Annotated in this window: 18 protein-coding genes; 11 read left to right on the forward strand and 7 right to left on the reverse strand. The window is 62.7% G+C overall.

The genetic code is table 11. From position 1 onward, the window contains the following. Nucleotides 1-97 precede the first annotated feature (97 nt). From fdhF to PCE31106_RS17365, 6 genes are all read right to left on the reverse strand, one after another. Nucleotides 98-2,962, reverse strand: a complete 2,865-nt coding sequence (fdhF, locus tag PCE31106_RS17340) for a formate dehydrogenase subunit alpha (protein WP_150564139.1) — start codon at nt 2,960-2,962, stop codon at nt 98-100. A gap of 13 nt (nt 2,963-2,975) precedes the next feature. Continuing rightward, entirely contained in the window at nt 2,976-4,577 is a 1,602-nt protein-coding gene (locus tag PCE31106_RS17345; protein WP_150564140.1) for a formate dehydrogenase beta subunit, read from the reverse strand. After that, nucleotides 4,574-5,041, reverse strand: a complete 468-nt coding sequence (locus tag PCE31106_RS17350; RefSeq protein WP_150564141.1) for a formate dehydrogenase subunit gamma — start codon at nt 5,039-5,041, stop codon at nt 4,574-4,576. The genes PCE31106_RS17345 and PCE31106_RS17350 overlap by 4 nt, the downstream gene beginning before the upstream one ends. A 482-nt stretch (nt 5,042-5,523) precedes the next feature. Beyond that, nucleotides 5,524-6,237 (reverse strand): GntR family transcriptional regulator, encoded by a 714-nt coding sequence (locus PCE31106_RS17355; RefSeq protein WP_017231700.1) that lies wholly within the window; start codon nt 6,235-6,237, stop codon nt 5,524-5,526. Between the two features lie 29 nt (nt 6,238-6,266). Further along, entirely contained in the window at nt 6,267-6,485 is a 219-nt protein-coding gene (locus tag PCE31106_RS17360) for a hypothetical protein (RefSeq protein ID WP_017231699.1), read from the reverse strand. A gap of 566 nt (nt 6,486-7,051) precedes the next feature. Continuing rightward, entirely contained in the window at nt 7,052-8,065 is a 1,014-nt protein-coding gene (locus PCE31106_RS17365; RefSeq protein ID WP_017231698.1) for a 2-dehydropantoate 2-reductase, read from the reverse strand. Nucleotides 8,066-8,806: 741 nt separating this feature from the next. On the opposite strand from PCE31106_RS17365, the gene oxlT reads away from it, so the two are divergent. The 6 genes from oxlT (at nt 8,807) to PCE31106_RS17395 (ending at nt 16,947) form a co-directional block, all read left to right on the forward strand. After that, nucleotides 8,807-10,150 carry an oxalate/formate MFS antiporter gene (oxlT, locus tag PCE31106_RS17370; RefSeq protein WP_017231697.1) on the forward strand — a complete coding sequence of 448 codons (1,344 nt, stop codon included), beginning with the start codon at nt 8,807-8,809 and terminating at the stop codon, nt 10,148-10,150. A gap of 191 nt (nt 10,151-10,341) precedes the next feature. Beyond that, the gene (oxc, locus tag PCE31106_RS17375; RefSeq protein ID WP_017231696.1) at nt 10,342-12,132 is read left to right on the forward strand and encodes an oxalyl-CoA decarboxylase; all 1,791 of its coding nucleotides are present in this window, start codon (nt 10,342-10,344) and stop codon (nt 12,130-12,132) included. Between the two features lie 25 nt (nt 12,133-12,157). Further along, on the forward strand, nt 12,158-13,408 hold the full coding sequence (gene frc / locus PCE31106_RS17380; RefSeq protein ID WP_017231695.1) for a formyl-CoA transferase: 1,251 nt from the start codon (nt 12,158-12,160) through the stop codon (nt 13,406-13,408). A gap of 239 nt (nt 13,409-13,647) precedes the next feature. After that, nucleotides 13,648-14,088: a PAS domain-containing protein gene (locus PCE31106_RS17385; RefSeq protein ID WP_017231694.1), complete on the forward strand. Its 441-nt coding sequence runs from the start codon at nt 13,648-13,650 to the stop codon at nt 14,086-14,088. Between the two features lie 700 nt (nt 14,089-14,788). Then, nucleotides 14,789-16,036: a formyl-CoA transferase gene (gene frc, locus PCE31106_RS17390; protein ID WP_130025388.1), complete on the forward strand. Its 1,248-nt coding sequence runs from the start codon at nt 14,789-14,791 to the stop codon at nt 16,034-16,036. Nucleotides 16,037-16,173: 137 nt separating this feature from the next. Beyond that, nucleotides 16,174-16,947, forward strand: a complete 774-nt coding sequence (locus PCE31106_RS17395) for a fumarylacetoacetate hydrolase family protein (protein ID WP_150564142.1) — start codon at nt 16,174-16,176, stop codon at nt 16,945-16,947. Nucleotides 16,948-17,009: 62 nt separating this feature from the next. On the opposite strand, the gene PCE31106_RS17400 is transcribed toward PCE31106_RS17395, so the two are convergent. Further along, a complete protein-coding gene (locus PCE31106_RS17400) occupies nt 17,010-18,005 on the reverse strand; it encodes a LysR family transcriptional regulator (protein ID WP_150564143.1) in 996 nt (331 codons plus the stop codon). Between the two features lie 250 nt (nt 18,006-18,255). Here PCE31106_RS17400 and PCE31106_RS17405 point away from each other — a divergent pair, with 250 nt between their 5' ends. From PCE31106_RS17405 to PCE31106_RS17425, 5 genes are all read left to right on the forward strand, one after another. Continuing rightward, nucleotides 18,256-18,630 carry an HAD family hydrolase gene (locus PCE31106_RS17405; protein ID WP_017231689.1) on the forward strand — a complete coding sequence of 125 codons (375 nt, stop codon included), beginning with the start codon at nt 18,256-18,258 and terminating at the stop codon, nt 18,628-18,630. A 42-nt stretch (nt 18,631-18,672) separates the two neighbouring features. After that, nucleotides 18,673-19,803 (forward strand): Re/Si-specific NAD(P)(+) transhydrogenase subunit alpha, encoded by a 1,131-nt coding sequence (locus tag PCE31106_RS17410; protein ID WP_150564144.1) that lies wholly within the window; start codon nt 18,673-18,675, stop codon nt 19,801-19,803. A gap of 15 nt (nt 19,804-19,818) precedes the next feature. After that, on the forward strand, nt 19,819-20,163 hold the full coding sequence (locus PCE31106_RS17415) for an NAD(P) transhydrogenase subunit alpha part 2 (protein WP_023596913.1): 345 nt from the start codon (nt 19,819-19,821) through the stop codon (nt 20,161-20,163). 1 nt (nt 20,164) lies between these two features. Next, nucleotides 20,165-21,607, forward strand: a complete 1,443-nt coding sequence (locus tag PCE31106_RS17420; RefSeq protein ID WP_150564145.1) for an NAD(P)(+) transhydrogenase (Re/Si-specific) subunit beta — start codon at nt 20,165-20,167, stop codon at nt 21,605-21,607. A gap of 106 nt (nt 21,608-21,713) precedes the next feature. Next, nucleotides 21,714-22,664 (forward strand): LysR family transcriptional regulator, encoded by a 951-nt coding sequence (locus PCE31106_RS17425; RefSeq protein WP_150564146.1) that lies wholly within the window; start codon nt 21,714-21,716, stop codon nt 22,662-22,664. Nucleotides 22,665-22,750 lie beyond the last annotated feature (86 nt).

Genomic DNA, 22,750 nt, shown 5'->3' on the forward strand with positions numbered 1-22,750 from the left:
CCGCCGGCGATGGACGCGGATTGTCCGTCGCAGCGCACCGCCTCGAAGGTCTCCCCGATGACGCGGCGCGCGTTGCTTCCCCTTTTCCTGCCCCGACTTAGTTCGCGTTGGCCTCGGTCGCACCACGCGCGTGTTCGAGGAAGGCCTCTTGCTGACGATTGAAGTCCGAGTACTGACGCTGCCATTCCGACGGCTGCGCCACCGGCGTGACCTGCACCGCTGTCACCTTGTACTCGGGGCAATTCGTCGCCCAGTCCGAGTTGTCGGTGGTGATCACGTTCGCGCCCGACTCCGGGAAGTGGAACGTTGTGTACACCACGCCGGGCTGCATGCGGTCGCTCACGACGGCACGCAGCACGGTCTCGCCCGCGCGGCTCTGAATGCCGACCCAATCGCCGTCCTTCACGCCGCGTTCTTCTGCATCGTGCGGATGGATTTCGAGCCGGTCCTCGTCATGCCAGTGAACGTTGTCCGTACGGCGCGTTTGCGCACCGACGTTGTACTGCGACAGAATCCGCCCGGTGGTCAGGATGAGCGGGAAACGGCGCGTGACCTTTTCATCCGTCGGCACGTACTGCGTGATGAGGAACTTGCCCTTGCCGCGCACGAATTCGTCGATGTGCATGACGGGCGTGCCGTCCGGTGCCGCTTCGTTGCACGGCCACTGCACGCTGCCCATCTGGTCGAGCTTCTCGTAGCTCACGCCGGTGAAGGTCGGCGTGAGGCGGGCGATCTCGTCCATGATTTCCGACGGGTGCGAGTAGTGCATCTCGTAGCCCAGTCGCTTGGCCAGTTCGATCGTGACCTCCCAATCGGCGTAACCGGCGCGCGGCGGCATCACCTGACGCACGCGCGAGATACGACGCTCGGCGTTGGTGAACGTGCCGTCCTTCTCCAGGAACGACGAGCCCGGCAGCAGCACGTGCGCATACTTCGCCGTTTCGTTCAGGAAGATGTCCTGCACGACGATGCACTCCATCTGTTCGAGCGCATGGGTCACGTGTTGCGTGTTCGGGTCGGATTGCACGATATCCTCGCCCTGGCAGTACAGGCCCATGAAGGTGCCCGCAATCGCCGCGTCGAACATGTTCGGAATACGCAGGCCCGGCTCGGACTGGATCTCGACGCCCCATTCCGCTTCGAACAGCGCGCGGGCGGTCGAATCCGACACGTGACGGTAGCCCGGCAGTTCGTGCGGGAATGCGCCCATGTCGCACGAGCCCTGCACGTTGTTCTGGCCGCGCAGCGGGTTCACGCCCACGCCTTCACGGCCGATGTTGCCGGTGGCCATGGCGAGGTTGGCGATACCGATCACCGTCGTGGAACCTTGTGCATGCTCGGTCACACCCAGGCCGTAATAGATCGCCGCGTTGCCGCCCTTGGCATACAGACGCGCGGCGCCGCGCACGAGGTGCGCCGGCACGCCGGTGTGCACTTCGGTCGCTTCGGGCGAGTTTTCGGCACGGGCAGTGAACTCGCGCCACTGCTGGAACGCGCGGTCCTCGCAGCGCTCGGCAATGAACGCGTCGGCCATCAGGCCTTCGGTCACGATGACGTGCGCGAGCGCGTTGATCATTGCCACGTTCGTGCCGGGACGCAGTTGCAGATGGTAGTCGGCCTTGATGTGCGGGCTGTTGACCAGATCGATGCGGCGCGGATCGATCACGATCAGCTTGGCGCCTGCGCGCAAACGCTTCTTCATGCGCGAGCCGAACACCGGGTGACCGTCGGTCGGGTTCGCGCCCATCACGAGAATCACGTCCGAGTGTTCGACCGACTTGAACGTCTGCGTGCCGGCCGACTCGCCGAGTGTTGCCTTCAGGCCGTAGCCGGTCGGCGAGTGGCACACGCGTGCGCAGGTGTCGACGTTGTTGTTGCCGAACGCGGCGCGCACGAGCTTTTGCACCAGGTAGTCTTCTTCGTTCGTGCAGCGTGACGACACCAGCCCGCCGATCGAATCGCGCCCGTACTTGGCCTGAATGCGCTTGAACTCCGACGCCGCATAGTCAAGCGCCTCGTCCCACGACACGTCCTGCCACGGATCGGTGATCTTCTTGCGAATCTTGGGCGTAAGGATACGGTCCTTGTGCGTGGCGTAACCCCAGGCAAAGCGGCCCTTCACGCAGGCGTGGCCTTCGTTGGCCTGACCGTCCTTGTGCGGCACCATGCGCACGACTTCGTTACCCTTCATCTCCGCCTTGAACGAGCAACCCACGCCGCAATAGGCGCAGGTGGTGATCTTGGCGTGCTCGGCCTGGCCGAGATGGATGACCGACTTTTCCTGCAGCGTCGCGGTCGGGCAAGCGGCCACACAGGCGCCGCACGACACGCACTCGGAGTCCATGAACGACTGATCCTGTCCCGCCGAGACGCGCGCTTCGAACCCGCGGCCCGAGATCGTCAGCGCGAATGTGCCCTGCGTTTCCTCGCAGGCGCGCACGCAGCGGTTGCAGACGATGCACTTCGAGGCGTCGTAGGTGAAGTAGGGGTTCGACTCGTCTTTCTGGCTGTCGAAGTGATTGTCGCCGTCGAAGCCGTAACGCACTTCGCGCAGGCCCGTCACGCCGGCCATGTCCTGCAGTTCGCAGTCGCCGTTGGCGGCGCAGGTCAGGCAGTCGAGCGGGTGATCGGAGATGTACAACTCCATCACGCCCTTGCGCAGTTCCTGGAGCTTCGGTGATTGCGTGCGCACCTTCATGCCCGGTTCGACGGGCGTGGTGCACGACGCGGGGTAGCCGCGTCGGCCTTCGATCTCGACGAGGCAAAGGCGGCACGAGCCGAACGGCTCGAGCGAGTCGGTGGCGCACAACTTGGGCACGTTCACGCCGCCTTCGGAGGCGGCGCGCATGATCGACGTGCCCGCGGGCACGGTGACCTGTTCGCCGTCGATCTCCAGCGTGACTTCCTGCGTCGATTCGCGGCGCGGGGTGCCGTAATCTTTCTCAAACATCGGGTCCATCATGGTGGGCGATCTCCTAGGCGGCCTGGGTCGGCAGATTCGACGGTTCGGCCGCGCCGAAGTCTTCGGGGAAATGGTTCAGTGCAGACAGCACGGGGTAGGGCGTCATGCCGCCCATCGCGCACAGCGAGCCGGAGAGCATGGTGTCGCACAGGTCGCGCAGCAGTTTGATCTGCTTGGGACGGTCGCGTCCGTCGATGATCTTGTCCATCACTTCGACGCCGCGCGTCGAACCGATGCGGCACGGCGTGCACTTGCCGCACGACTCGATGGTGCAGAACTCCATCGCATAGCGCGCGAGCTTGGCCAGGTCGACGGTGTCGTCATGCGCCACGATGCCGCCGTGGCCGAGCACCGCCCAGAGTGCGGCGAACGCTTCGTAGTCGAGTGGGGTGTCCCATTGCGATTCGGGCAGATAGGAGCCGAGCGGGCCGCCGACCTGTACCGCGCGCAGCGGGCGGCCGGTGATGGCGCCACCGCCGAACTCGTACAGGATGTCGCGCAGCGTCACCCCGAAGGCCTTCTCGATCAGGCCGCCGTACTTGATGTTGCCCGCGAGCTGGATGGGCAGCGTGCCGCGCGAGCGACCCATGCCGAAGTCCTTGTAGAACGCCGCGCCGCGATCCATGATGATCGGCACCGACGCCAGCGAAATCACGTTGTTGATGACTGTCGGCAGGCCGAAGAGCCCTTCGATGGCCGGCAGCGGCGGCTTGGCACGCACCACGCCGCGCTTGCCTTCGAGACTTTCCAGCAATGCGGTTTCTTCGCCGCAGACGTAAGCCCCAGCCGCCTTGCGCACTTCGAGATGGAAGGTCTTGCCCGAGCCCAGGATGTCATCGCCCAGGTAGCCCGCCTTGCCGGCGTTGACGATGGCTTCGTTGAGCACATCGATGGAATGCGGATACTCGCTGCGTACGTAGATATAGCCACGCGTGGCACCCACGGCGATGCCGGCAATCGTCATGCCCTCGACGAGCACGAGCGGATCGCCTTCCATTAGCATGCGGTCGGCGAACGTGCCCGAATCGCCTTCGTCCGCATTGCAGACGATGTATTTCTGGGCGGCAGGCGTGTTGAGCACCGTCTTCCACTTGATGCCGGTCGGGAACGCCGCACCGCCGCGACCGCGCAGGCCCGATTCGGTGACTTGCGCGACGATGGCAGCGCCGTCCAACGCGAGCGCATTGCGCAGACCGCGATAGCCGTCATGTGCAACGTAGTCGTCGACCGATACGGGATCGGTGATGCCAACGCGGGCGAACGTCAACCGTTCCTGCTTCTTGAAATACGGAATCTCTTCGGTCAATCCGAGGGCGAGCGGATGATCGCCGCCGGCCGTGACGTTGGCATCGAACAGACCCGGGACGTCGTCGACATCGACCGGACCATAGGCGACGCGCCCCGCCGGGGTCACGACTTCGAGCAACGGTTCAAGCCACAGCATGCCGCGCGTACCGTTGCGTACCAATTCGATGTCGAGACCGCGCTGGGCGGCCTGCGCCACGATGGCGTCGGCGACGTCGTCGGCACCGAGCGCGAGCGCGGCGGAGTCTCGCGGCAGATAAAGCCGTACCTTGCCGGAGGACGACTGGGCGGAAGTGGAGGATTGGCTCATGCGGCATCCTTGGCGCGGGCGACCAGACGGTCGAATTTCTCGGGGGTGACGCGCGCGTGAAGCTTGTCGTCGATCGTGATCGCGGGCGACGTCGCGCATTGGCCCAGGCAATACACCGGTTCGAGCGCAACGTCGCCGTGATGACTGTGCATCGTGCAGCCCAGCACGCGTTCGGCATGCGCGACAAGCGCGTCGGCGCCCATGCTCTGACACGCCTCGGCGCGACAGATCTGCACGACGTGGCGCGGCGGCGGGCTGGTGCGGAAGTGATGGTAGAACGTGATCACGCCATGGACTTCGGCGCGAGACAGGTTGAGGGCGTTGGCGATGACGGGCACGGCGTCCGGGGGGACGTAGCCGAAAGCGTCCTGAACGTCATGAAGGATCGGCAGAAGCGGACCTTCCTGAGCCGAATGAGCGTCCAGAATCGCGTGCACCGTGGCGATGGAAAAAGCCTCGCGCATGGCTGTTGTCTCCTGTTTGGCACCCTGCGGGGAACGGGGCGCCTGAGGGTGTGAGTTATCTGTTCTTGTCTTGCCCTGGGGCGAGAGGCCCAATGGTCACATCCGGCGACGCTGCTCGGGTCTAGCGATCAGCGCGGCGCCGGACGAGCGTGCGGCACATAGCCCCCACCATATGCCGCACGAGCTCGGCCTCTCGCCCGTGGCTTACTTCGTCAACCTGCATCAACAAATCGGTGCTGCGGTACATCCGTATGTGAAACACGATATATTATATACGGTATACGTGCAATAGATTCGGCGCGGGTTTGACAGGCTCGTTTACCCGAACTGGGAGGGAGCAGAAGGGATGACAGCGTGACGCGGGGCGTGGGCGGGAACGCGAAAGGGCGGGGGCAAAAGAAAAAAGCCAGCGACATACCGATGTCACTGGCTTTTGTTCGGCTCGCGTCCGTTGCCGGGCGCGGTGCAGCGGTAGCAGCGCGTTATTCGAGGAAGTCGCAATGCTCTTCGACGAAGGCGGCCAGACCCAGGGTATGGTCGCGCGCGAGCTTCTCGGCGAGTTCCGTGTCGCGCTTCTCGAGGGCGGTAATGATCTTCAGGTGATCGACAATCGAGCGGGCGGCTCGGTCGTTCTGAGCGATCGTCACCTTACGGATGGCGCGCACGTGGATGAACAGGTTCTTGATCGTATTGGCGATGGCTTGCGAGCCGCCAAGATTGATCAGCGCCTGATGGAAGTCGATGTTCGCGTCTGAATACTCTTCGATATGATCCGTCGGCGGCGCATTGACGAACTCGTCGAACAGATGACGGAGCCTGACGATGTCCTCGTCGGTTGCGTGCAATGTCGCCAGACGCGCGGACATCCCTTCGAGCGCTGCCCACATCTGAATCATCTCGACGATTTCGCGCTTGGTCTTGCGGATGATGAAGATGCCCCGGCGCGGTACCGTCCGCAGAAAACCTTCCTGTTCCAGCAAGGTCATGGCTTCGCGAATCGGTGTGCGCGAAACGCCAAGCACCTGGATGAGCTGACGCTCGTCCAGGCGAATTTCTTCCTTCTGGTTATAAATGTCGGCATCGGCGATGGCTTTTTTCAGCAGCGCATACGCCTGATTGCGAAAACTCGTGGTGGTGTCGATCGGCTCCAGCGCGAGCGGAGTCACGCGCGCCGGAGTTGGGGTGATCAGGGACATGCAATAGTCTCCTAGGTATTACGGCCCCTTCAGAGGCGCAATGCTTGCTGCCCCACGATGGTTGCCGGCTTTGTGACGAGTTTACCCGATTCATTTGCCTGCGTGGTTTCCGCCAGGTAGGCGAAGCGGCCGTTCTTTTCGGCCTTTTCGAGCATCGAGGCCGGCAGGGCGACGAAGAGGTGAACCATCGCAACACCGGTGGCAAGGGCGGAAGCAAGGGCAAGCAAAGTCAGCGCAGCGACGAACATGGTGATACTCCTGATAAAAGTTGACGAATGAAATGTGGGGGAGAACTTGCTTTGCATTGTATGTCGCGCTGCAACAAGTCTCAAGATATACCACATACCAAATACCAATATTTATCGTTTTTCGGGACGTTCCCTGTGTCGTTGCGATGCTTGACTGCCCGGATTTGTCTTTTTTTCCGATTTTGTTCTGTGGGTCGAGGGTGGCGGTGAACCTCCTGGGTGGTCCGTCAGGCTTGCATTGGTGCGGATTTCGGGACGCCCCTGGCGCGCGTGGTTTCAGGGAGAACCCGAAGTGCTCTGAACGTGGTGCAAAGGCGAATTATTGCGTTGCCGCGAAACCACATCGGCAATGGCGTGGTTCGGCGCGGCGGGTCGCGGGTTGTCGGTGAAAAATCGTCCGCGGCCGGCGATTCGGTGGCGGCCCACTCGAACGACGGCAGGCCCGGGCGATGAACCCATTCCTGCCCTCGCTTGCGTACGCCGCCTCTCTATATATAGAGGGGCTCATTCTCGCGGGGCAGTCCTGTCAGTCCCGCGAGGGGTGTTTCATGAAAACAACGTTCGGCTCAGGCCGCTTTGGCCAGACGCGCTTGTGCGGCCTCGACGGCATCGGGCTGCGTCATGAACTCACGCTGTTTGATCAGCGCCAACACCACGTCGAGCGTCGGTGTCGGCACGTTGGCGAGGCGTCCCATCTCTTGCACCACCGAGACGAGCGGATCGATTTCCATCGCGCGGCCACGCTCCAGATCCTGGAGCATCGACGTCTTGTGGGCGCCAACGGCACCCGCACCGTTGATGCGACGCTCCACGTCGACGCGGAAATGCACGCCGAACTTGTCGCCGATCGCCTTGGCCTCGAGCATCATGGCGCGCGCAATGGCGCGCGTGCCCGGATCGCTCGCGATGATATCGAGCGTGCCGTGCGTGAGTGCCGAAATCGGGTTGAAGCAGAGGTTGCCCCAGAGCTTGAGCCAGATTTCGTCGCGGATATTCTCGCGAATCGGCGCGTCGAGCCCACCGGCGGTCATCAACTGCGAGAGCTTCTCCACACGCTCGGTACGCTCGCCGCTGGCTTCGCCCAACGGGAACTTGTTCCCGTAGACGTGCTGGATCACGCCGGGGGCCACCACTTCAGTAGCCGGATAGACCACGCAGCCGATGGCGCGCTCGGGGCCGAGCTGACGCCACTGACGGCCGCCCGGGTCGATGCTCTCGAGCGTCGTGCCTTCAAGCGCGCCGCCGTGCTTATAGAAGTACCAGTAGGGGATGCCGTTCACGGCCGTGACGACCGCCGTATTCGGACCGATCAGGGGCTGCATCGCGTCCAGTACCGCGGGGACCGAATGCGCCTTCAACGCGATGATCACGTAATCCTGCGGACCGAGTTCACGCGGATCGTCCGTGCAACGCAGCTGGGCGACGCGTTCCTCGCCATCGATCAGCAGCTTGAGTCCGTGCTCGCGCATGGCGGCCAGATGCGGGCCGCGGGCCACTAGGCTGACATCGGCTCCGGCGTGTGCGAGTTGCACGCCGAGATAGCCACCGATGGCACCGGCGCCATAGATGCAAATCTTCATGAAGTCTCTCCCTCCAAAGGTGAATCGAAATCTGGGCCTGGTACTGGCCATTTATTCTTCTAATACCAAATGTTGTATATCGTATATCACAAGATCCGGGGCGCCAAGCCTTCTGGGGGCAATTCCCGTCATGGTTTCCCCGCAGACGCACCCAAAACCGGCGTCCGGATGTGTGAGCGCATCCGGCATGAGAAGCGGGCCTGGAAAACGCGTTGTGCATTCCTTAGGTGAATTATTACGGTGTATTACAAGGAATTCGCGAGAATGCCGAAAGAGGGCTTCTTGTGAGAAAAACTATCGAAAATATCGTCTTGTGCTGGTTTTAAAAATTGCCAAGGAGGCCGATATAAAAAGGCGGAGTGCCTTATTGGGCAAGCCTCTCTGATCAGGTTAACTCCTTAGTATTTTCGCATTGCGTTGTTGCGTTGCTCGGGCCTACAGTGGCGTTACTGTATCTAGCCGCCACTTAGAACAGTGCCTCGTGTGCCGGAATGGTTTTCGCTGCAATGGACGAAAACGACTGCGGTACACGAAGCGGACGACGAGGATCGCAATAAATTAGTGTTGACTTATATCTGATATATCGTATATTTCGTTCGGTATATTTACGGGGAATGCAATGGACCCCGTAAGCATCAGAGACAAGTCGACGAGGCGAAGACCTCGTAAAGCATACCCAGGGGGCACAGACCCCATCCGGAAGGTGTTGTTGTTGTGAAGCTGCCAAACAACTGGAAACCGATGGAGGAGGTACAAGTGGAGACGACTAATCAACACGGTAAGCAATCCGTGTTCGCGAGCCCTTGGGTTCAGCTCGTGTTCGGCGTGATTTGCATGGCGATGATCGCCAACTTGCAGTACGGGTGGACGCTGTTCGTCAACCCGATCGATGAGAAGTATCACTGGGGCCGTACGGCCATTCAGGTGGCGTTCACGATTTTTGTTGTGACCGAAACCTGGCTGGTGCCGATCGAAGGGTATCTGGTCGACAAGTTCGGCCCGCGCCCGGTGGTGGTCGGGGGTGGTCTGTTGTGCGGTGTCGCCTGGGTGTTGAATGCCCATGCCTCGTCGCTGCCGATGCTGTATTTCGCGGCGGCCGTGGGCGGGGTGGGCGCCGGTGCGGTATATGGCACCTGCGTGGGTAATGCGTTGAAGTGGTTCCCGGATCGCCGCGGCTTGGCTGCGGGCTTGACCGCCGCGGGTTTCGGCGCGGGTTCTGCACTGACGGTGGTGCCGATTGCCAACATGATCAAGTCGAGCGGCTACGAAAACACCTTCCTGACCTTCGGTCTGGGCCAGGGGATCATCGTGCTGCTGCTGGGTCTGGCGCTCTGCAACCCGCCGGCATCGATCGAGGCACTCAAGAAGTTGGCCCCGGGTGCCATGCGCTACAACGCCAAGCCGACGGAAGTGATGCGCTCGCCGGTGTTCTGGATGATGTATCTGATGTTCGTGCTGATGGCCGCCGGCGGTTTGATGGCGACGGCGCAGCTCGGTCCGATCGCCAAGGACTACGGTCTCGATCAGGCGCCGGTGTCGATCCTCGGTCTGACGCTGCCCGCACTCACCTTCGCACTGGCTATCGACCGTGTGCTCAATGGGGTGACGCGTCCGGTGTTCGGCTGGATATCCGACAAGATCGGTCGCGAAAACACGATGTTCATCGCCTTCGCGATGGAAGCCGTCGGGATTTATGCCTTGGCCAAGTTCGGCCAGCATCCGGTGGCCTTCGTGATTCTGACGGGGCTGGTGTTCTTCGCCTGGGGAGAGATCTACAGCCTGTTCCCGGCGACCTGTGCCGACACGTATGGCTCGAAGTACGCCGCCACCAACGCGGGGATGCTCTACACCGCGAAGGGGACCGCCGCGTTGCTGGTGCCCTTCTCGAGCATCATCACCACGTCGACCGGCAGTTGGCAGGCCGTGTTCATGATCGCTTGCGCCATGAACGCCTTCGCTGCCTTCCTCGCCTTGTTCGTCCTCAAGCCGATGCGTGCCCGTCTGGCACAGCGTTACGCCAGTGACTACAAGGCGCAAGCCAGCGAGCCGGTCGTGCAGGCGGATCTATCGCGCAGTACCACGTAACGTGAACTGACGATATGAAGACGCCGCCAGAGCGGCTGGATTGAAGAGATGTTTGACCGGCGTGCAATCCGTGCCCTTGTGGGGCCGGTTGCACGGCCGGGTGAGCAAGTAGCGCAGCAGTTTGGGAATACCCATTAATCGTCAGACAAGACGACGCAACACTGAAACCGGAAAAATTGGAGGAGAGAATTATGTCCATTGCGATGACCGTGCCAGTCGGCAAAGCGGAAAACGACACCGCGGGCAACACGCTCAATGACACCAGCCGACACGCGAACATCGTGTCCGAGGCAGCAACGACTGATGGCTTCCATCTGATCATTGACGCCCTGAAAGCGAACGACATCGACACCATCTTCGGTCTGGTGGGGATTCCCATCACCGATCTGGCTCGACTCGCGCAAGCCGAAGGCATGCGTTTCATCGGCTTCCGCCACGAACAGCATGCCGGGCATGCCGCAGCCATCGCCGGCTACATGACGCAAAAGCCCGGCATCTGCCTGACCGTGTCGGCCCCCGGCTTCCTGAATGGCCTGACCGCCCTCGCCAACGCGACCACCAACTGCTTCCCGATGATCCTGATCAGCGGTTCGAGCGAGCGTGAGATCGTCGACCTGCAGCAGGGCGATTACGAAGAGATGGACCAGCTCAATGCGGCCAAGCCGTATTGCAAGGCGGCCTACCGCGTGCTGCACGCCGAAGACATCGGCGTCGGCCTGGCCCGCGCCATTCGCGCCGCCGTGTCGGGTCGCCCGGGCGGCGTCTACCTGGATTTGCCGGCCAAGCTGCTGGCCCAGACCATCGACGCACAGAAGGCGAAAGACTCCCTGATTCGCGTGATCGACGCCGCACCGCGTCAGATCCCGGCACCGGATGCCGTCCAGCGCGCGCTCGACGTCATCAAGGGCGCCAAGCGTCCGCTGATCTTGCTCGGCAAGGGCGCTTCGTACGCACAAGCCGACGCCGACATTCGCGCCCTCATCGAGAAGACCGGCATTCCCTACCTGCCGATGTCGATGGCCAAGGGGCTGCTGCCCGACACGCATGAGCAATCGGCCGCGGCCGCACGTTCGTTCGTGCTGCAGGAAGCCGACGTTGTCGTGCTGATCGGCGCGCGCCTGAACTGGCTGCTCGCGCACGGCAAGGGCAAGACGTGGGGCGCCGCCCCGAAGAAGTTCGTGCAGATCGACATCTCGCCGACGGAAATCGACAGCAACGTGGCCATCGCGGCCCCGGTGATCGGTGACATCGGCTCGTGCGTGTCGGCACTGCTCGCCGGTGTCGATGCCAACTTCGGCAAGCCGTCGACCGAATGGACCGGCGCCATCGCCGAGCGCAGGAGCAAGAACCTGGCGAAGATGGCGGCAACGCTGGCGCAGAATCCGTCGCCGATGAACTTCCACAGCGCGCTGGGTGCGATTCGCGACGTGCTCAAGCAGCATCCGGACATCAACCTCGTCAACGAAGGTGCGAACACGCTCGACTACGCGCGCGCCATCATCGACCAGTACCAGCCGCGCAAGCGCTTCGACTCGGGTACGTGGGGCGTGATGGGCATCGGCATGGGCTTCGCCATCGGCGCGGCCGTCACCAGCGGTCAGCCGGTCGTGGCCATCGAAGGCGACAGCGCATTCGGCTTCAGCGGCATGGAGCTCGAAACCATCTGCCGTTACGAGCTGCCGGTCACCACCATCATCTTCAACAACAACGGTGTGTATCGCGGCACCGACGTCAATCCGACGGGCGGCAAGGACGTGGCACCGACGGTGTTCGTCAAGGGCGCGCGCTACGACAAGATGATCGAAGCGTTCGGTGGCATCGGCTACCACGTCACCACGCCGGAAGAACTGACGAAGGCGCTGCAGGCGTCCATCGCAGCAGGCAAGCCGGCGCTGATCAACGCCGTCATCGACGAAGCGGCGGGCACCGAAAGCGGCCGTCTGACGAACCTGAATCCGCAAAGCGCGGCGATGAAAAAGTAACTCGAGTCAATTAAGGAGACATGACATGAGCAAACCCCTCGAAGGTATCAAGATCATCGACTTCACGCACGTTCAAGCCGGCCCCGCCTGCACGCAGTTGCTGGCCTGGTTCGGTGCGGACGTCATCAAGGTGGAACGCCCGGGTTCGGGCGACGTCACGCGTAACCAACTGCGCGACATCCCCGACGCCGACGCCTTGTACTTCACGATGCTCAACAGCAACAAGCGCTCGCTGACGCTGGACACGAAGACGCAGGAAGGCAAGGAAGTTCTCGAAAAGCTGGTGCGTGAATCCGACGTGCTGGTGGAAAACTTCGGCCCGGGCGCGCTGGATCGCATGGGCTTCTCGTGGGAGCGTCTGAACGAACTCAACCCGAAGCTGATCATGGCCTCGGTGAAGGGCTTCTCGGACGGTCACCACTACGATGACCTGAAGGTGTACGAGAACGTGGCACAGTGCGCAGGTGGCGCGGCGTCGACGACGGGCTTCTGGGACGGCCCTCCGACGGTGTCGGCCGCGGCGCTGGGCGACAGCAACACCGGGATGCACCTCGCGATCGGCATTCTGACGGCCATCATCGGCCGTGGTCAGACGGGCCGTGGTCAGAAGGTCGCCGTCTCGATGCAGGATTCGGTCATCAACCTGTGCCGCGTGAAGCTGCGCGACCAGCAACGCCTGGACCGTATCGGCTACCTCGAAGAGTATCCGCAGTACCCGCATGGCGAGTTCAGCGACGTGGTGCCGCGCGGCGGCAACGCCGGCGGTGGCGGTCAGCCGGGCTGGGTGCTCAAGTGCAAGGGCTGGGAGACGGATCCGAACGCGTACATCTACTTCACGATTCAGGGTCACGCCTGGGAGCCGATCTGCCGCGCGCTGGGCAAGCCGGAGTGGATCGAAGATCCGAACTACGCCACGCCGCAAGCGCGTCAACCGCACATCTTCGAGATCTTCGCGACCATCGAAGCCTGGCTGGCCGACAAGACGAAGTACGAAGCGGTGGACATCCTGCGCAAGTTCGATATCCCGTGCGCACCGGTTCTGTCGATGAAGGAAATCGCGAACGACCCGTCGCTGCGCGCGTCGGGCACGATCGTGGAAGTGCCGCACAAGGAGCGTGGTACGTACCTGACCGTCGGCAGCCCGATCAAGTTCTCGGGTCTGAAGCCGGAAATCACCGGTTCGCCGCTGCTGGGTGAGCACACCGACGAGATCCTGGCCGAGCTGGGCTACAGCAAGGACCAGATCGCGAACCTGCATTCGTCGCGGTCGGTTTAAGTCCGCGAGGCGGCGAGTCAGGCCAAGCCTGGCTCGCCGCCAATGCGCCGTCTGTGCCGACGCCGCCTTTGGGCGGTGACGGCGAGCGGGGCGCAAGGCAGGGGTTCATGGGTGCGGCGCCGAGCGGAGCCAGCACCCATTTTTATTTTCGGGACCGTGTTGTCCTCTAATTGATGTACTTTATTGGCATGTTTGGTATCGCTGCCAATCGCATTCCCCACAAGATTATTGGAGACATCATGAGCGCATCCGTCGACGTCAGTCAGTTGGTCCAGGTAGTGGGCGACGCCATCGTCGTGGCCGATCCGAACAACATCATCACGCTGTGGAACAGCGGCGCGCAGAAGATGTTCGGCTTCTCCGAGGCCGAGGCGCTCGGGCAGCCGCTGGACATCATCATTCCCGAGCGGCTGCGCGCGCGCCACAATGAAGGCTATGTGAAGACGATGGAGACCGGGCAGACGAAGTACGGCAGCGATCTGCTCAAGGTGCCCGCCGCGCACAAGGACGGCCGCGCCATGTCGATTGCGTTCACCGTGGCGTTGTTGCATGGCGAGGGCGGCGAAGTCACCGGCATCGTGGCCGTGATTCGCGACGAGACGGCGCGCTTCCAGGAGGATCGTCAGTTGCGCAAGCGCGTCGCGGAACTCGAGGCGAAGGTGGCCGCCACCGCCGGCTGATCGCTCGATGCCGGTCGACATAGCGCGGTGCGCCTGGGGTCGCCGCTAACGCCCAGCCGTCACCGCAAGAGACAGGAAGCACCGATTCGCAACGCACCCGAAAGGGCGGCGTCGCGAATCGGTGCTTTTTTGCATTTCGGCCGCCAGGCAAAGACGATGCGGCGGGGTGTGAATATTTTGTATTCAATATATTCACTGGGCTTGCCAGGAATCCGCATCGCAGGAGACCGAATTTCATCGCGGTGACACATGCCTGTAAACCCGTAGCCCGGTCGGATCGCATGGACCATGTTGCAGTGCGGACTCCCTTGATACATGGGGATTCCGGCGATTTTTTGCCGATCGATGCGGCGAGACAGCAAATCTCATCGGCAACAAAAAGCCGTTGATAAAATATCGTGTATGAAATACTGTATATCACAGCAATCGATCCACGATGGGGATGGCGCCCGCAGAGGCGACAACCATCGAGCGATCAGGCGAGCCCCGCGTGTCGTCGCGTCTCGCGCACCGATTACATAAACGCCGTCGCATCAGGAGGAGACAAACCATGATCATCGTCGCCAGTATCCGGCGCGAAGCCCGCCCAGCGCGTGGCACGCACATTGAGCAGGTCGCGGCATGTGCCGTGCGCCATGCGCGAGTTCAACTGTCGGCTTCGGGCGCAGATGCCCGGACCACGTGCTGAGCGGAGCCGATCATGGGTAAGGCACTTGAAGGTGTGCGCATTCTCGACTTCACGCACGTGCAGTCGGGGCCGACGTGCACACAGTTGCTCGCCTGGTTCGGCGCGGACGTGATCAAGATCGAACGCGCGGGACATGGCGACGTGACGCGCGATCAACTGCGCGACATTCCCGACGCGGACAGTCTCTACTTCACGATGCTCAACAGCAACAAGCGTTCGATCACGCTCGACACGAAGCACCCGGAAGGCAAGGCGGTGCTCGAGCGCATGATCCGCGACTGCGACGTGCTCGTTGAGAACTTCGCCCCCGGCGCACTCGATCGCATGGGCTTCACGTGGGAGCACATCCACGCGTTGAACCCGCGCATGATCGTGGCTTCGGTCAAGGGCTTCGGACCCGGTCCGTACCAGGACTGCAAGGTCTACGAGAACGTGGCGCAGTGCGTGGGCGGTGCGGCGTCGACGACCGGTTTCGACGACGGCCCGCCGATGGTCACGGGGGCGCAGATCGGCGACTCGGGCACGGGGCTGCATCTGGCGCTGGGCATCGTTACGGCGCTGTATCAGCGCACGATGACCGGACAGGGCCAGCGCGTGCTCGCCGCCATGCAGGACGGGGTGTTGAACCTGTGCCGCGTGAAGCTGCGCGATCAGCAGCGCCTGGAGCGCGCGCGCGTGATGGAAGAGTATCCGCAGTTCCCGAACGGCGAGTTCGGCGATGCCGTGCCGCGTGCTGGCAATGCGTCGGGCGGCGGTCAGCCGGGCTGGATTCTCAAGTGTCAGGGCTGGGAGACCGACCCGAACGCGTACATCTACTTCATCGCCCAGGCGCCCGTGTGGGGCTCGATCTGCAAGGTGATCGGCAAGCCCGAGTGGGTCGAGCATCCCGACTACGCCACGCCGCGTGCCCGTCTGCCGCGTCTGCGCGAGATCTTCGACACGGTTGAGCATTGGACCATGACCAAGACGAAGTTCGAGGTCATGGCGATCCTCAACGAGTACGACATCCCGTGCGGTCCGATTCTGTCGATGAAGGAGATTGCCGAGGATATGTCGCTGCGCGAGACCGGGACCATCGTCGAAGTCGATCACCCGAAGCGCGGCAAGTACCTCACCGTCGGCAACCCGATCAAGCTCTCGGCCAGCCCCACGCATGTGGAGCGCTCGCCGCTGCTTGGCGAACACACCGACGACGTGCTTTCGGAATTCGGCTACAGCACACAGCAGATCGCGGCACTGCGCGAAATCGGCGCGGTATAAGCGGCGCCGTGCAAGCGTCGTCGCACGAACGCAAGTCGTCTGCACGAGGCAGATGGGAATGACGTCACGACATCGCGTCCGGCGCGCGAACGGCGAACCCTGCCGTAGCGCCGGGCGGTTACAGATAAGGCATACGCATGAAGCTCTGGACCCGTTTCAAGACCGCGCATGGTCGCATCGGCTTTGGCCTGCTGCAGGACGACCATATTCTCGAACATCGCGGCGATCTCTACGATCAGCCGATCGCCACGGGCGCGACGATCGCGCGCGATACGGTCGATCTGCTGTGCCCGTGCGAGCCCTCGAAAATCGTGGCGCTGTGGAACAACTTTCACGCGCTCGGCGCGAAGCTCGGCAAGGCCGCGCCGTCGCATCCGCTCTTTCTCATCAAGCCGGCCACGTCGCTGAACGGGCCCGGCGCAGTGATTCAGCGTCCCCCGTCGTATGCGGGCAAGATCGTGTTCGAGGGCGAGCTGGGCGTTGTGATCGGCAAGCGCGCGAGCCAAGTGAGCGAGGAAGCCGCGCGCGATTACATCCTCGGCTACACGTTGGTCAACGACGTGACCGCCGCTGAAATCATCGAGCAAGACGGCAACTTCGCACAGTGGACGCGGGCCAAGGGCTTCGACACGTTCGGCTGTCTCGGCCCCGTCATTGCCCAGGATTTCGACTGGCGCGAGGCGGAGGTCGTCACGCGGCTCGACGGCACGGAGCGTCAGCGCTATCCGCTCGCCGACATGATCTTCAACCCGTGGCAACTCGTCGCGCGTATCTCACACGACATGACCCTGATGCCGGGGGATGTGATCGCCGTGGGCACCTCGATTGGCGTGGGCTCGATGAAAGAGGGCGCGCTGGTCGAGGTGAGCATTGACGGACTGGGGACGTTGGCCAACCGCATGGGCGGCTGAGGGAGCAATCGATTTCACGGTGGTCGGCCGGGGTGGCAAAGGCCTGAGTCGATCGCCCTTTTTCATTCGGCGGATCCGGGATCTGTCCGGCGCGAGGCGGCGTGATCGCCGCAGCGCGCAGCGGGAGGCGGCACGGGACTCTTGTAGGCCATCATGCCGTCGATGAGCGCAGCGCCTTCGGCCAGCAGGAATTCCCGGAAGGCGAGCGCGACCGGCGGCAACCGCTTGCTGCGACGATGCACGACGTACCAGCTTTGCCAGGCCGGAAAGCCCTGGACGTCGAGCACCGTCAACTGACCGGTCTGAAGCTCCATGCCAACGGTATGGGCCGACAGGAAGCTGATGCCCATGCCCGCCACGACCGCTTGCTTGATGGTTTCCGTGCTGGCGATCTCCATCGTGATCTTGAGTCGCTGGGTGCGCTGACCGAAGGCATCCTGCAGGGAATTCCACGTGTCGGATCCGCGCTCGCGGCTGATGAACGGTTCTTCCGTCAAACGCGAGAAGGGAATCTGACGCTGGCTGGCCAGCGGATGATCCGGCGGTGCCACGATGACATAGGGATGGGGCGCGAAGGCTTCGTTGATCGTGTCGATCTCCGGTGGCGGACGCACCATCACCGCTAGATCGGTGAGGTTTTCGGTGAGCTGATGCAGAAGTTCCTCGCGGTTATGAACCGTGAGATTGAGCGTCACACCGGGATGGCGTGCGGTAAAGGCCGCGAGCAACCGGGGAAAGAAATAGTCTCCCGCGCTGATCACGGCCACGTTGAGCTTGCCGCCCGTGATGCCCTTGAGGTGATCCATTGCCTCTTCGGTTTCGCGAAAGAGCGCAATGATCGCGCGGCTGTAGTGGAGCATTTCGGTACCCGCCGGCGTGAGGAAGACCTTCTTGCCCAACTGCTCGAACAGCGGCAGGCCGACGTGACTCTCGAGCTGCTTGACCTGTGTCGAGACGGCCGGTTGCGTGAGGTGAAGTTCTTCGGCGGCGCGCGAAAAGCTCAAATGGCGCGCCACGGCTTCGAAGACCTTGAGTTGACGGAGCGTGGCGTGTTTCATGCGGCGGTCATCCTGACATCGGCGGGGGGGCGGAACGATTTCCGCACGCTAAGCGTTGCCAAAGAAGTATAAGTAATCGTAGATGGTTTGCATAATTAACTTTAACTGTCTTTTATGGATTGGGCTGCGTAATCTGCAATGGCAGCCCGCATGAAAGTGGTGTGACAGCAAAGCGTCGGTGACCTGTCATGTCAGGCGAGCGCGGGTCTGCGTGTTCTGGAGACGATCACTGTTTTGGGAGAGCGCCATCATGTCTGTCATCGAATCGCATATCAAACCAGCTGCCCTGGCACCGGTTGCCAACGCCCATCTGCATGCGTTCAACAACGCATTCGTCGAATTGGGGCTGGACTGGTATTGGGACCATCCCACCTATGCCCGGTTGCTGCACGCGACCGGGAACCAAGATTTACCGCTGGCGTATCTTGAAGGCGCTTCGGCGCAGGCGTTGCGCATGGCCGAGCTGTTGCTGATCGGGGCTTACCTCGACGGACATCAGCCGCATCTGCTGCGCGCCTACGAGCCGGAATTCCTGTGCGACCTGATTCACTGCACTAAGGTGCGTTGCTTCGAAGCGGCCAATGAAGGGCGTTCGATGCAGTCGCCGAGAGCCGTTGCGGCCTGAGTTTCACAACACGACAGGGGCTCAGACCCCGAGACAATAACTATGCATATTGGCATTCCAAAGGAGACGGCCGCCGGCGAATCCCGCGTCGCGGCCACACCGGAAACGGTGAAGAAGCTGGTGGGCGCAGGGCATCGCGTCACCGTGGAGCGTGGTGCGGGCGAGGCGGCCAGCGTGCCTGATGCGGCGTATGTCGCAGCGGGCGCGTCGAGCGGTAGCGCGGCCGAAGCCCTTGGCGCCGAGTTGGTGCTCAAGGTACGCGCGCCGTCGATCGCGGAAATCGCGTTGATTCCACGTGGCAGTGCGGTGGTCGGCATGCTCAACCCGTTCGATGCCGAGAACAATGCGCGCATGGCGGCGGCGGGTGTCATTGGCTTCGCCCTGGAAGCCGCGCCGCGGACCACGCGCGCGCAAAGCATGGACGTGTTGTCTTCGCAGGCCAACATCGCCGGCTACAAGGCCGTGATGCTTGCCGCCAATCTGTATCAGCGCTTCATGCCGATGCTCATGACGGCCGCCGGCACGGTCAAGGCCGCGCGTCTGGTCGTGCTGGGCGCCGGCGTCGCCGGGTTGCAGGCCATCGCCACGGCCAAGCGTCTCGGCGCGGTCATCGAAGCCTCGGATGTGCGTCCGGCCGTGCGCGAGCAGATCGAATCGCTCGGCGCCAAGTTCATCGACGTGCCGTTCGAGACCGACGAGGAACGCGAGATCGCCAAGGGCGTGGGCGGCTATGCGCGTCCGATGCCGGCCGCATGGCTCGCGCGTCAGTCGCAACTCGTGCACACACGTTTGACGCAGGCGGACATCGTCATCTCCACCGCGTTGATTCCGGGACGCGCCGCACCGACGCTCATCGCCGAAGACACCGTCAAGGCCATGAAGCCCGGCTCGGTGATCATCGATCTGGCGGCAGGGCGCGGCGCGAACGGCGGCGGCAATTGCCCGTTGTCGGTAGCCGACGAGGTCGTCAAGGTGCATGGCGTAACGATTGCGGGCTACACCAACCTCGCGGGCATGGTGGCGGCCGACGCCTCGGCGCTGTATGCCCGTAACGTGCTCGACTTCCTGAAGCTGGTGATCGACAAGGAAGGCAAGCTCGTCATCGATACCAACGACGACATCGTCAGTGCGTGCCTGATGTGCCGCGACGGTCAAGTGCTGCGTGCGGCATAAGGGGGAGACACGACCATGGAAATGATCAATCACACGGTGATCAATCTGATCATCTTCGTGCTGGCGGTGTACGTCGGCTATCACGTGGTGTGGAACGTCACGCCTGCGCTGCACACGCCGCTCATGGCGGTCACGAACGCGATCTCGGCCATCGTGATCGTGGGCGCGATGCTCGCGGCCGGGCTCACGGAAGGCGCGCTCGGCAAGACGATGGGTGTCGTGGCCGTGGCGCTTGCGGCGGTCAACGTGTTCGGGGGCTTCCTCGTCACACAGCGCATGCTCGAGATGTTCAAGAAGAAAGACAAGGCCCCGGCAAAGACCGCGGCCAATGACGAAGCCGCAGCCAAGGGAGCGCACTGACATGAGCATGAATCTTGTGACGCTGTTGTATTTGGTCGCGTCGATCTGTTTCATTCAGGCGCTCAAGGGCCTGTCGAATCCGAAGATGGCGCGACGCGGCAATGCGTTCGGCATGATCGGGATGACGATTGCGGCGCTGACGACCGTGGCGCTGATCTTCGAGTTGCGCAAACTCTCGAACGGCAACTTCTCCGGACTCGGATTGATCCTCGCGGGGCTCGTGGTCGGCGGCGGCATCGGTGCGTTCGTCGCGCGCAAGGTCGAGATGACCAAGATGCCGGAGCTGGTCGCGGCCATGCACTCGCTGATCGGTCTGGCGGCCGTGTGCATCGCGGTGGCGGCGGTGGCGGAACCGGCGGCGTTCGGCATCGTGCCGGCGGGGCAGACGTCGTTGCCGGCAGGCAATCGTATCGAGCTGTTCATCGGCACGTTCGTTGGCGCGATCACGTTCTCGGGGTCGGTCATCGCCTTCGGCAAACTCTCGGGCAAGTACAAGTTCCGTTTGTTCCAGGGCGCACCGGTGGTCTTCACGGGTCAGCACATGGTGAATCTGGCGCTGGCGATTGCGATGCTCGGCTTTGGCGGTGCGTTCTTCGTCTCGCAGAGCTGGACGCCGTTCGCCATCATGACGGCCATCGCGTTCGTGCTCGGTGTGCTCATCATCATTCCGATTGGCGGCGCGGACATGCCGGTCGTCGTGTCGATGCTGAACTCGTACTCGGGCTGGGCGGCGGCCGGTATTGGCTTCTCGCTGAACAACCCGATGCTCATCATCGCGGGTTCGCTCGTGGGTTCGTCAGGCGCCATTCTGTCGTACATCATGTGCAAAGCCATGAATCGCTCGTTCTTCAACGTGCTTCTCGGCGGCTTTGGTGCCCAGGCGGGGGCGGGGGGCGCAGTGGGAGATCAACCGCAGCGGCCGGTGAAGTCGGGTTCGCCTGACGACGCCGCATTCCTGATGAGCAACGCCGAATCGCTGGTGATCGTGCCGGGTTACGGTCTGGCTGTCGCCCGCGCGCAGCACGCCCTGAAGGAGTTGACCGACAAGCTCGTCGAGAAGGGCGTGAGTGTGCGTTACGCGATCCACCCGGTGGCGGGGCGCATGCCGGGTCATATGAACGTGCTGCTCGCGGAAGCCGAAGTGCCGTACGACCAGGTGCTGGAGATGGACGAGATCAACGGCGAATTCGGTCAAACGGACGTGGTGCTGGTGCTCGGCGCGAACGACGTGGTGAATCCGGCCGCGAAGACCGATCCGACGTCGCCGATCGCCGGCATGCCGATTCTCGAGGCGTACAAGGCCAAGACGATCATCGTCAACAAGCGTTCGATGGCGGCGGGTTATGCCGGGCTGGACAACGACCTGTTCTACCTCGACAAGACCATGATGGTCTTCGGCGACGCGAAGAAAGTGGTCGAAGAGATGGTCAAGGCAGCGGCCTGATCGCCGCGACCGTTTGACTGGCGCAATACGGGGCGCGCCGCCGAGCGCGGCGCGCCGGAGCCACTGCGGTGGTTCGTTCGCTTAATTATCCGCAGGGCAATCGCACATGAACGTATCGCTGAGACAACTGAAGGTTTTCATGGTCGTGGCGCGCAGCAAGAACTTCAGCCGCGCCGGGGCCGAGATCGGCCTGACACAACCGGCCATCAGCCGGTGCATCAATGAACTGGAAGGACAGCTTGGCCTGCGTCTCGTTGACCGGACCACGCGCGAGGTCGCCCTGACCGACGCCGGTGTGACGCTCGCCGCCAGTCTCGACCGTGTGCTCGACGAACTCGAGATCGCCCTGCTGCAGACGCATGGCGCGGAAGCCCGCACGACCGGAAGGGTGCGCATCGGCGCCGCCCCGACCATCTCCGCGACGCTCATGCCGCGTGTGCTGTTGGCGTCGCAGGCAACGTATCCGGATGTGGCGCTTGCCCTCGTCGACCAGATGCAGCGCGCCGTTCTGGACAGCGTGCGCGCGGGCGATGTGGACTTCGGCATCGTGGTTGCGCCGCAGGGCGCGGACGACCTCACGACCGAGCACCTGATGAGCGAGCCGTTCTGTCTGGTGTGCCGCAGCGATCATCCGTTGGCCACACAGGCGGCCGTGCACTGGTCGGAGCTCTCAGGCGAAAATCTGGTGCTGCTCAATCAGAGTTCGGGCAGCCGTCCGCTCATCGATCGCGCGCTCACCACGCAAAAGGTGCAGGGAACGATCACGCAGGAGCTGGGGCATGTGAGCACCATCTTCCGCATGGTGCAGGAGGGGCTGGGGGTGAGCGTGCTGCCGCCGCTCGCGTTGCCGTTGCCGGAGAACTCCACGTTGGCCGTGCGTCCGCTGTTGCCCGCGTTCGAGCGCAACATCGTGCTCGTGCGGCGCAAGAACCGTTCGCTCTCGCCCGTTGCGCATACGGTGTGGGACCTGATTCACCGTGTCGTTCGCGAGCGCAACAAGAGCTTTGCGCTGGCGATGGACCGCCAGAGCGCTGCTTCCACGACGGCTGTCAACTGAATCTCTGAGTCGAATCAACGGCTTGCGTTCTCTCATCAAGGACTTGTCCACAGACTTGAACACAAAATCTGTGGATAAATCGTAGG

Source organism: Pandoraea cepalis (assembly GCF_902459665.1).
Taxonomy (GTDB): Bacteria; Pseudomonadota; Gammaproteobacteria; order Burkholderiales; family Burkholderiaceae; genus Pandoraea; species Pandoraea cepalis.

Bases quoted from the DNA above. Each gene is read 5' to 3' on its own strand.
- fdhF (WP_150564139.1), bottom strand. From the start codon at position 2,962: ATGATGGACCCGATGTTTGAGAAAGATTACGGCACCCCGCGCCGCGAA.
- PCE31106_RS17360 (WP_017231699.1), bottom strand. From the start codon at position 6,485: ATGTTCGTCGCTGCGCTGACTTTGCTTGCCCTTGCTTCCGCCCTTGCC.
- PCE31106_RS17345 (WP_150564140.1), bottom strand. From the start codon at position 4,577: ATGAGCCAATCCTCCACTTCCGCCCAGTCGTCCTCCGGCAAGGTACGG.
- PCE31106_RS17415 (WP_023596913.1), top strand. From the start codon at position 19,819: ATGGAAATGATCAATCACACGGTGATCAATCTGATCATCTTCGTGCTG.
- PCE31106_RS17355 (WP_017231700.1), bottom strand. From the start codon at position 6,237: ATGTCCCTGATCACCCCAACTCCGGCGCGCGTGACTCCGCTCGCGCTG.
- PCE31106_RS17365 (WP_017231698.1), bottom strand. From the start codon at position 8,065: ATGAAGATTTGCATCTATGGCGCCGGTGCCATCGGTGGCTATCTCGGC.
- oxlT (WP_017231697.1), top strand. From the start codon at position 8,807: ATGGAGGAGGTACAAGTGGAGACGACTAATCAACACGGTAAGCAATCC.
- PCE31106_RS17400 (WP_150564143.1), bottom strand. From the start codon at position 18,005: ATGAAACACGCCACGCTCCGTCAACTCAAGGTCTTCGAAGCCGTGGCG.
- PCE31106_RS17405 (WP_017231689.1), top strand. From the start codon at position 18,256: ATGTCTGTCATCGAATCGCATATCAAACCAGCTGCCCTGGCACCGGTT.
- oxc (WP_017231696.1), top strand. From the start codon at position 10,342: ATGTCCATTGCGATGACCGTGCCAGTCGGCAAAGCGGAAAACGACACC.
- PCE31106_RS17350 (WP_150564141.1), bottom strand. From the start codon at position 5,041: ATGCGCGAGGCTTTTTCCATCGCCACGGTGCACGCGATTCTGGACGCT.
- frc (WP_017231695.1), top strand. From the start codon at position 12,158: ATGAGCAAACCCCTCGAAGGTATCAAGATCATCGACTTCACGCACGTT.
- PCE31106_RS17425 (WP_150564146.1), top strand. From the start codon at position 21,714: ATGAACGTATCGCTGAGACAACTGAAGGTTTTCATGGTCGTGGCGCGC.
- PCE31106_RS17420 (WP_150564145.1), top strand. From the start codon at position 20,165: ATGAGCATGAATCTTGTGACGCTGTTGTATTTGGTCGCGTCGATCTGT.
- frc (WP_130025388.1), top strand. From the start codon at position 14,789: ATGGGTAAGGCACTTGAAGGTGTGCGCATTCTCGACTTCACGCACGTG.
- PCE31106_RS17410 (WP_150564144.1), top strand. From the start codon at position 18,673: ATGCATATTGGCATTCCAAAGGAGACGGCCGCCGGCGAATCCCGCGTC.
- PCE31106_RS17385 (WP_017231694.1), top strand. From the start codon at position 13,648: ATGAGCGCATCCGTCGACGTCAGTCAGTTGGTCCAGGTAGTGGGCGAC.
- PCE31106_RS17395 (WP_150564142.1), top strand. From the start codon at position 16,174: ATGAAGCTCTGGACCCGTTTCAAGACCGCGCATGGTCGCATCGGCTTT.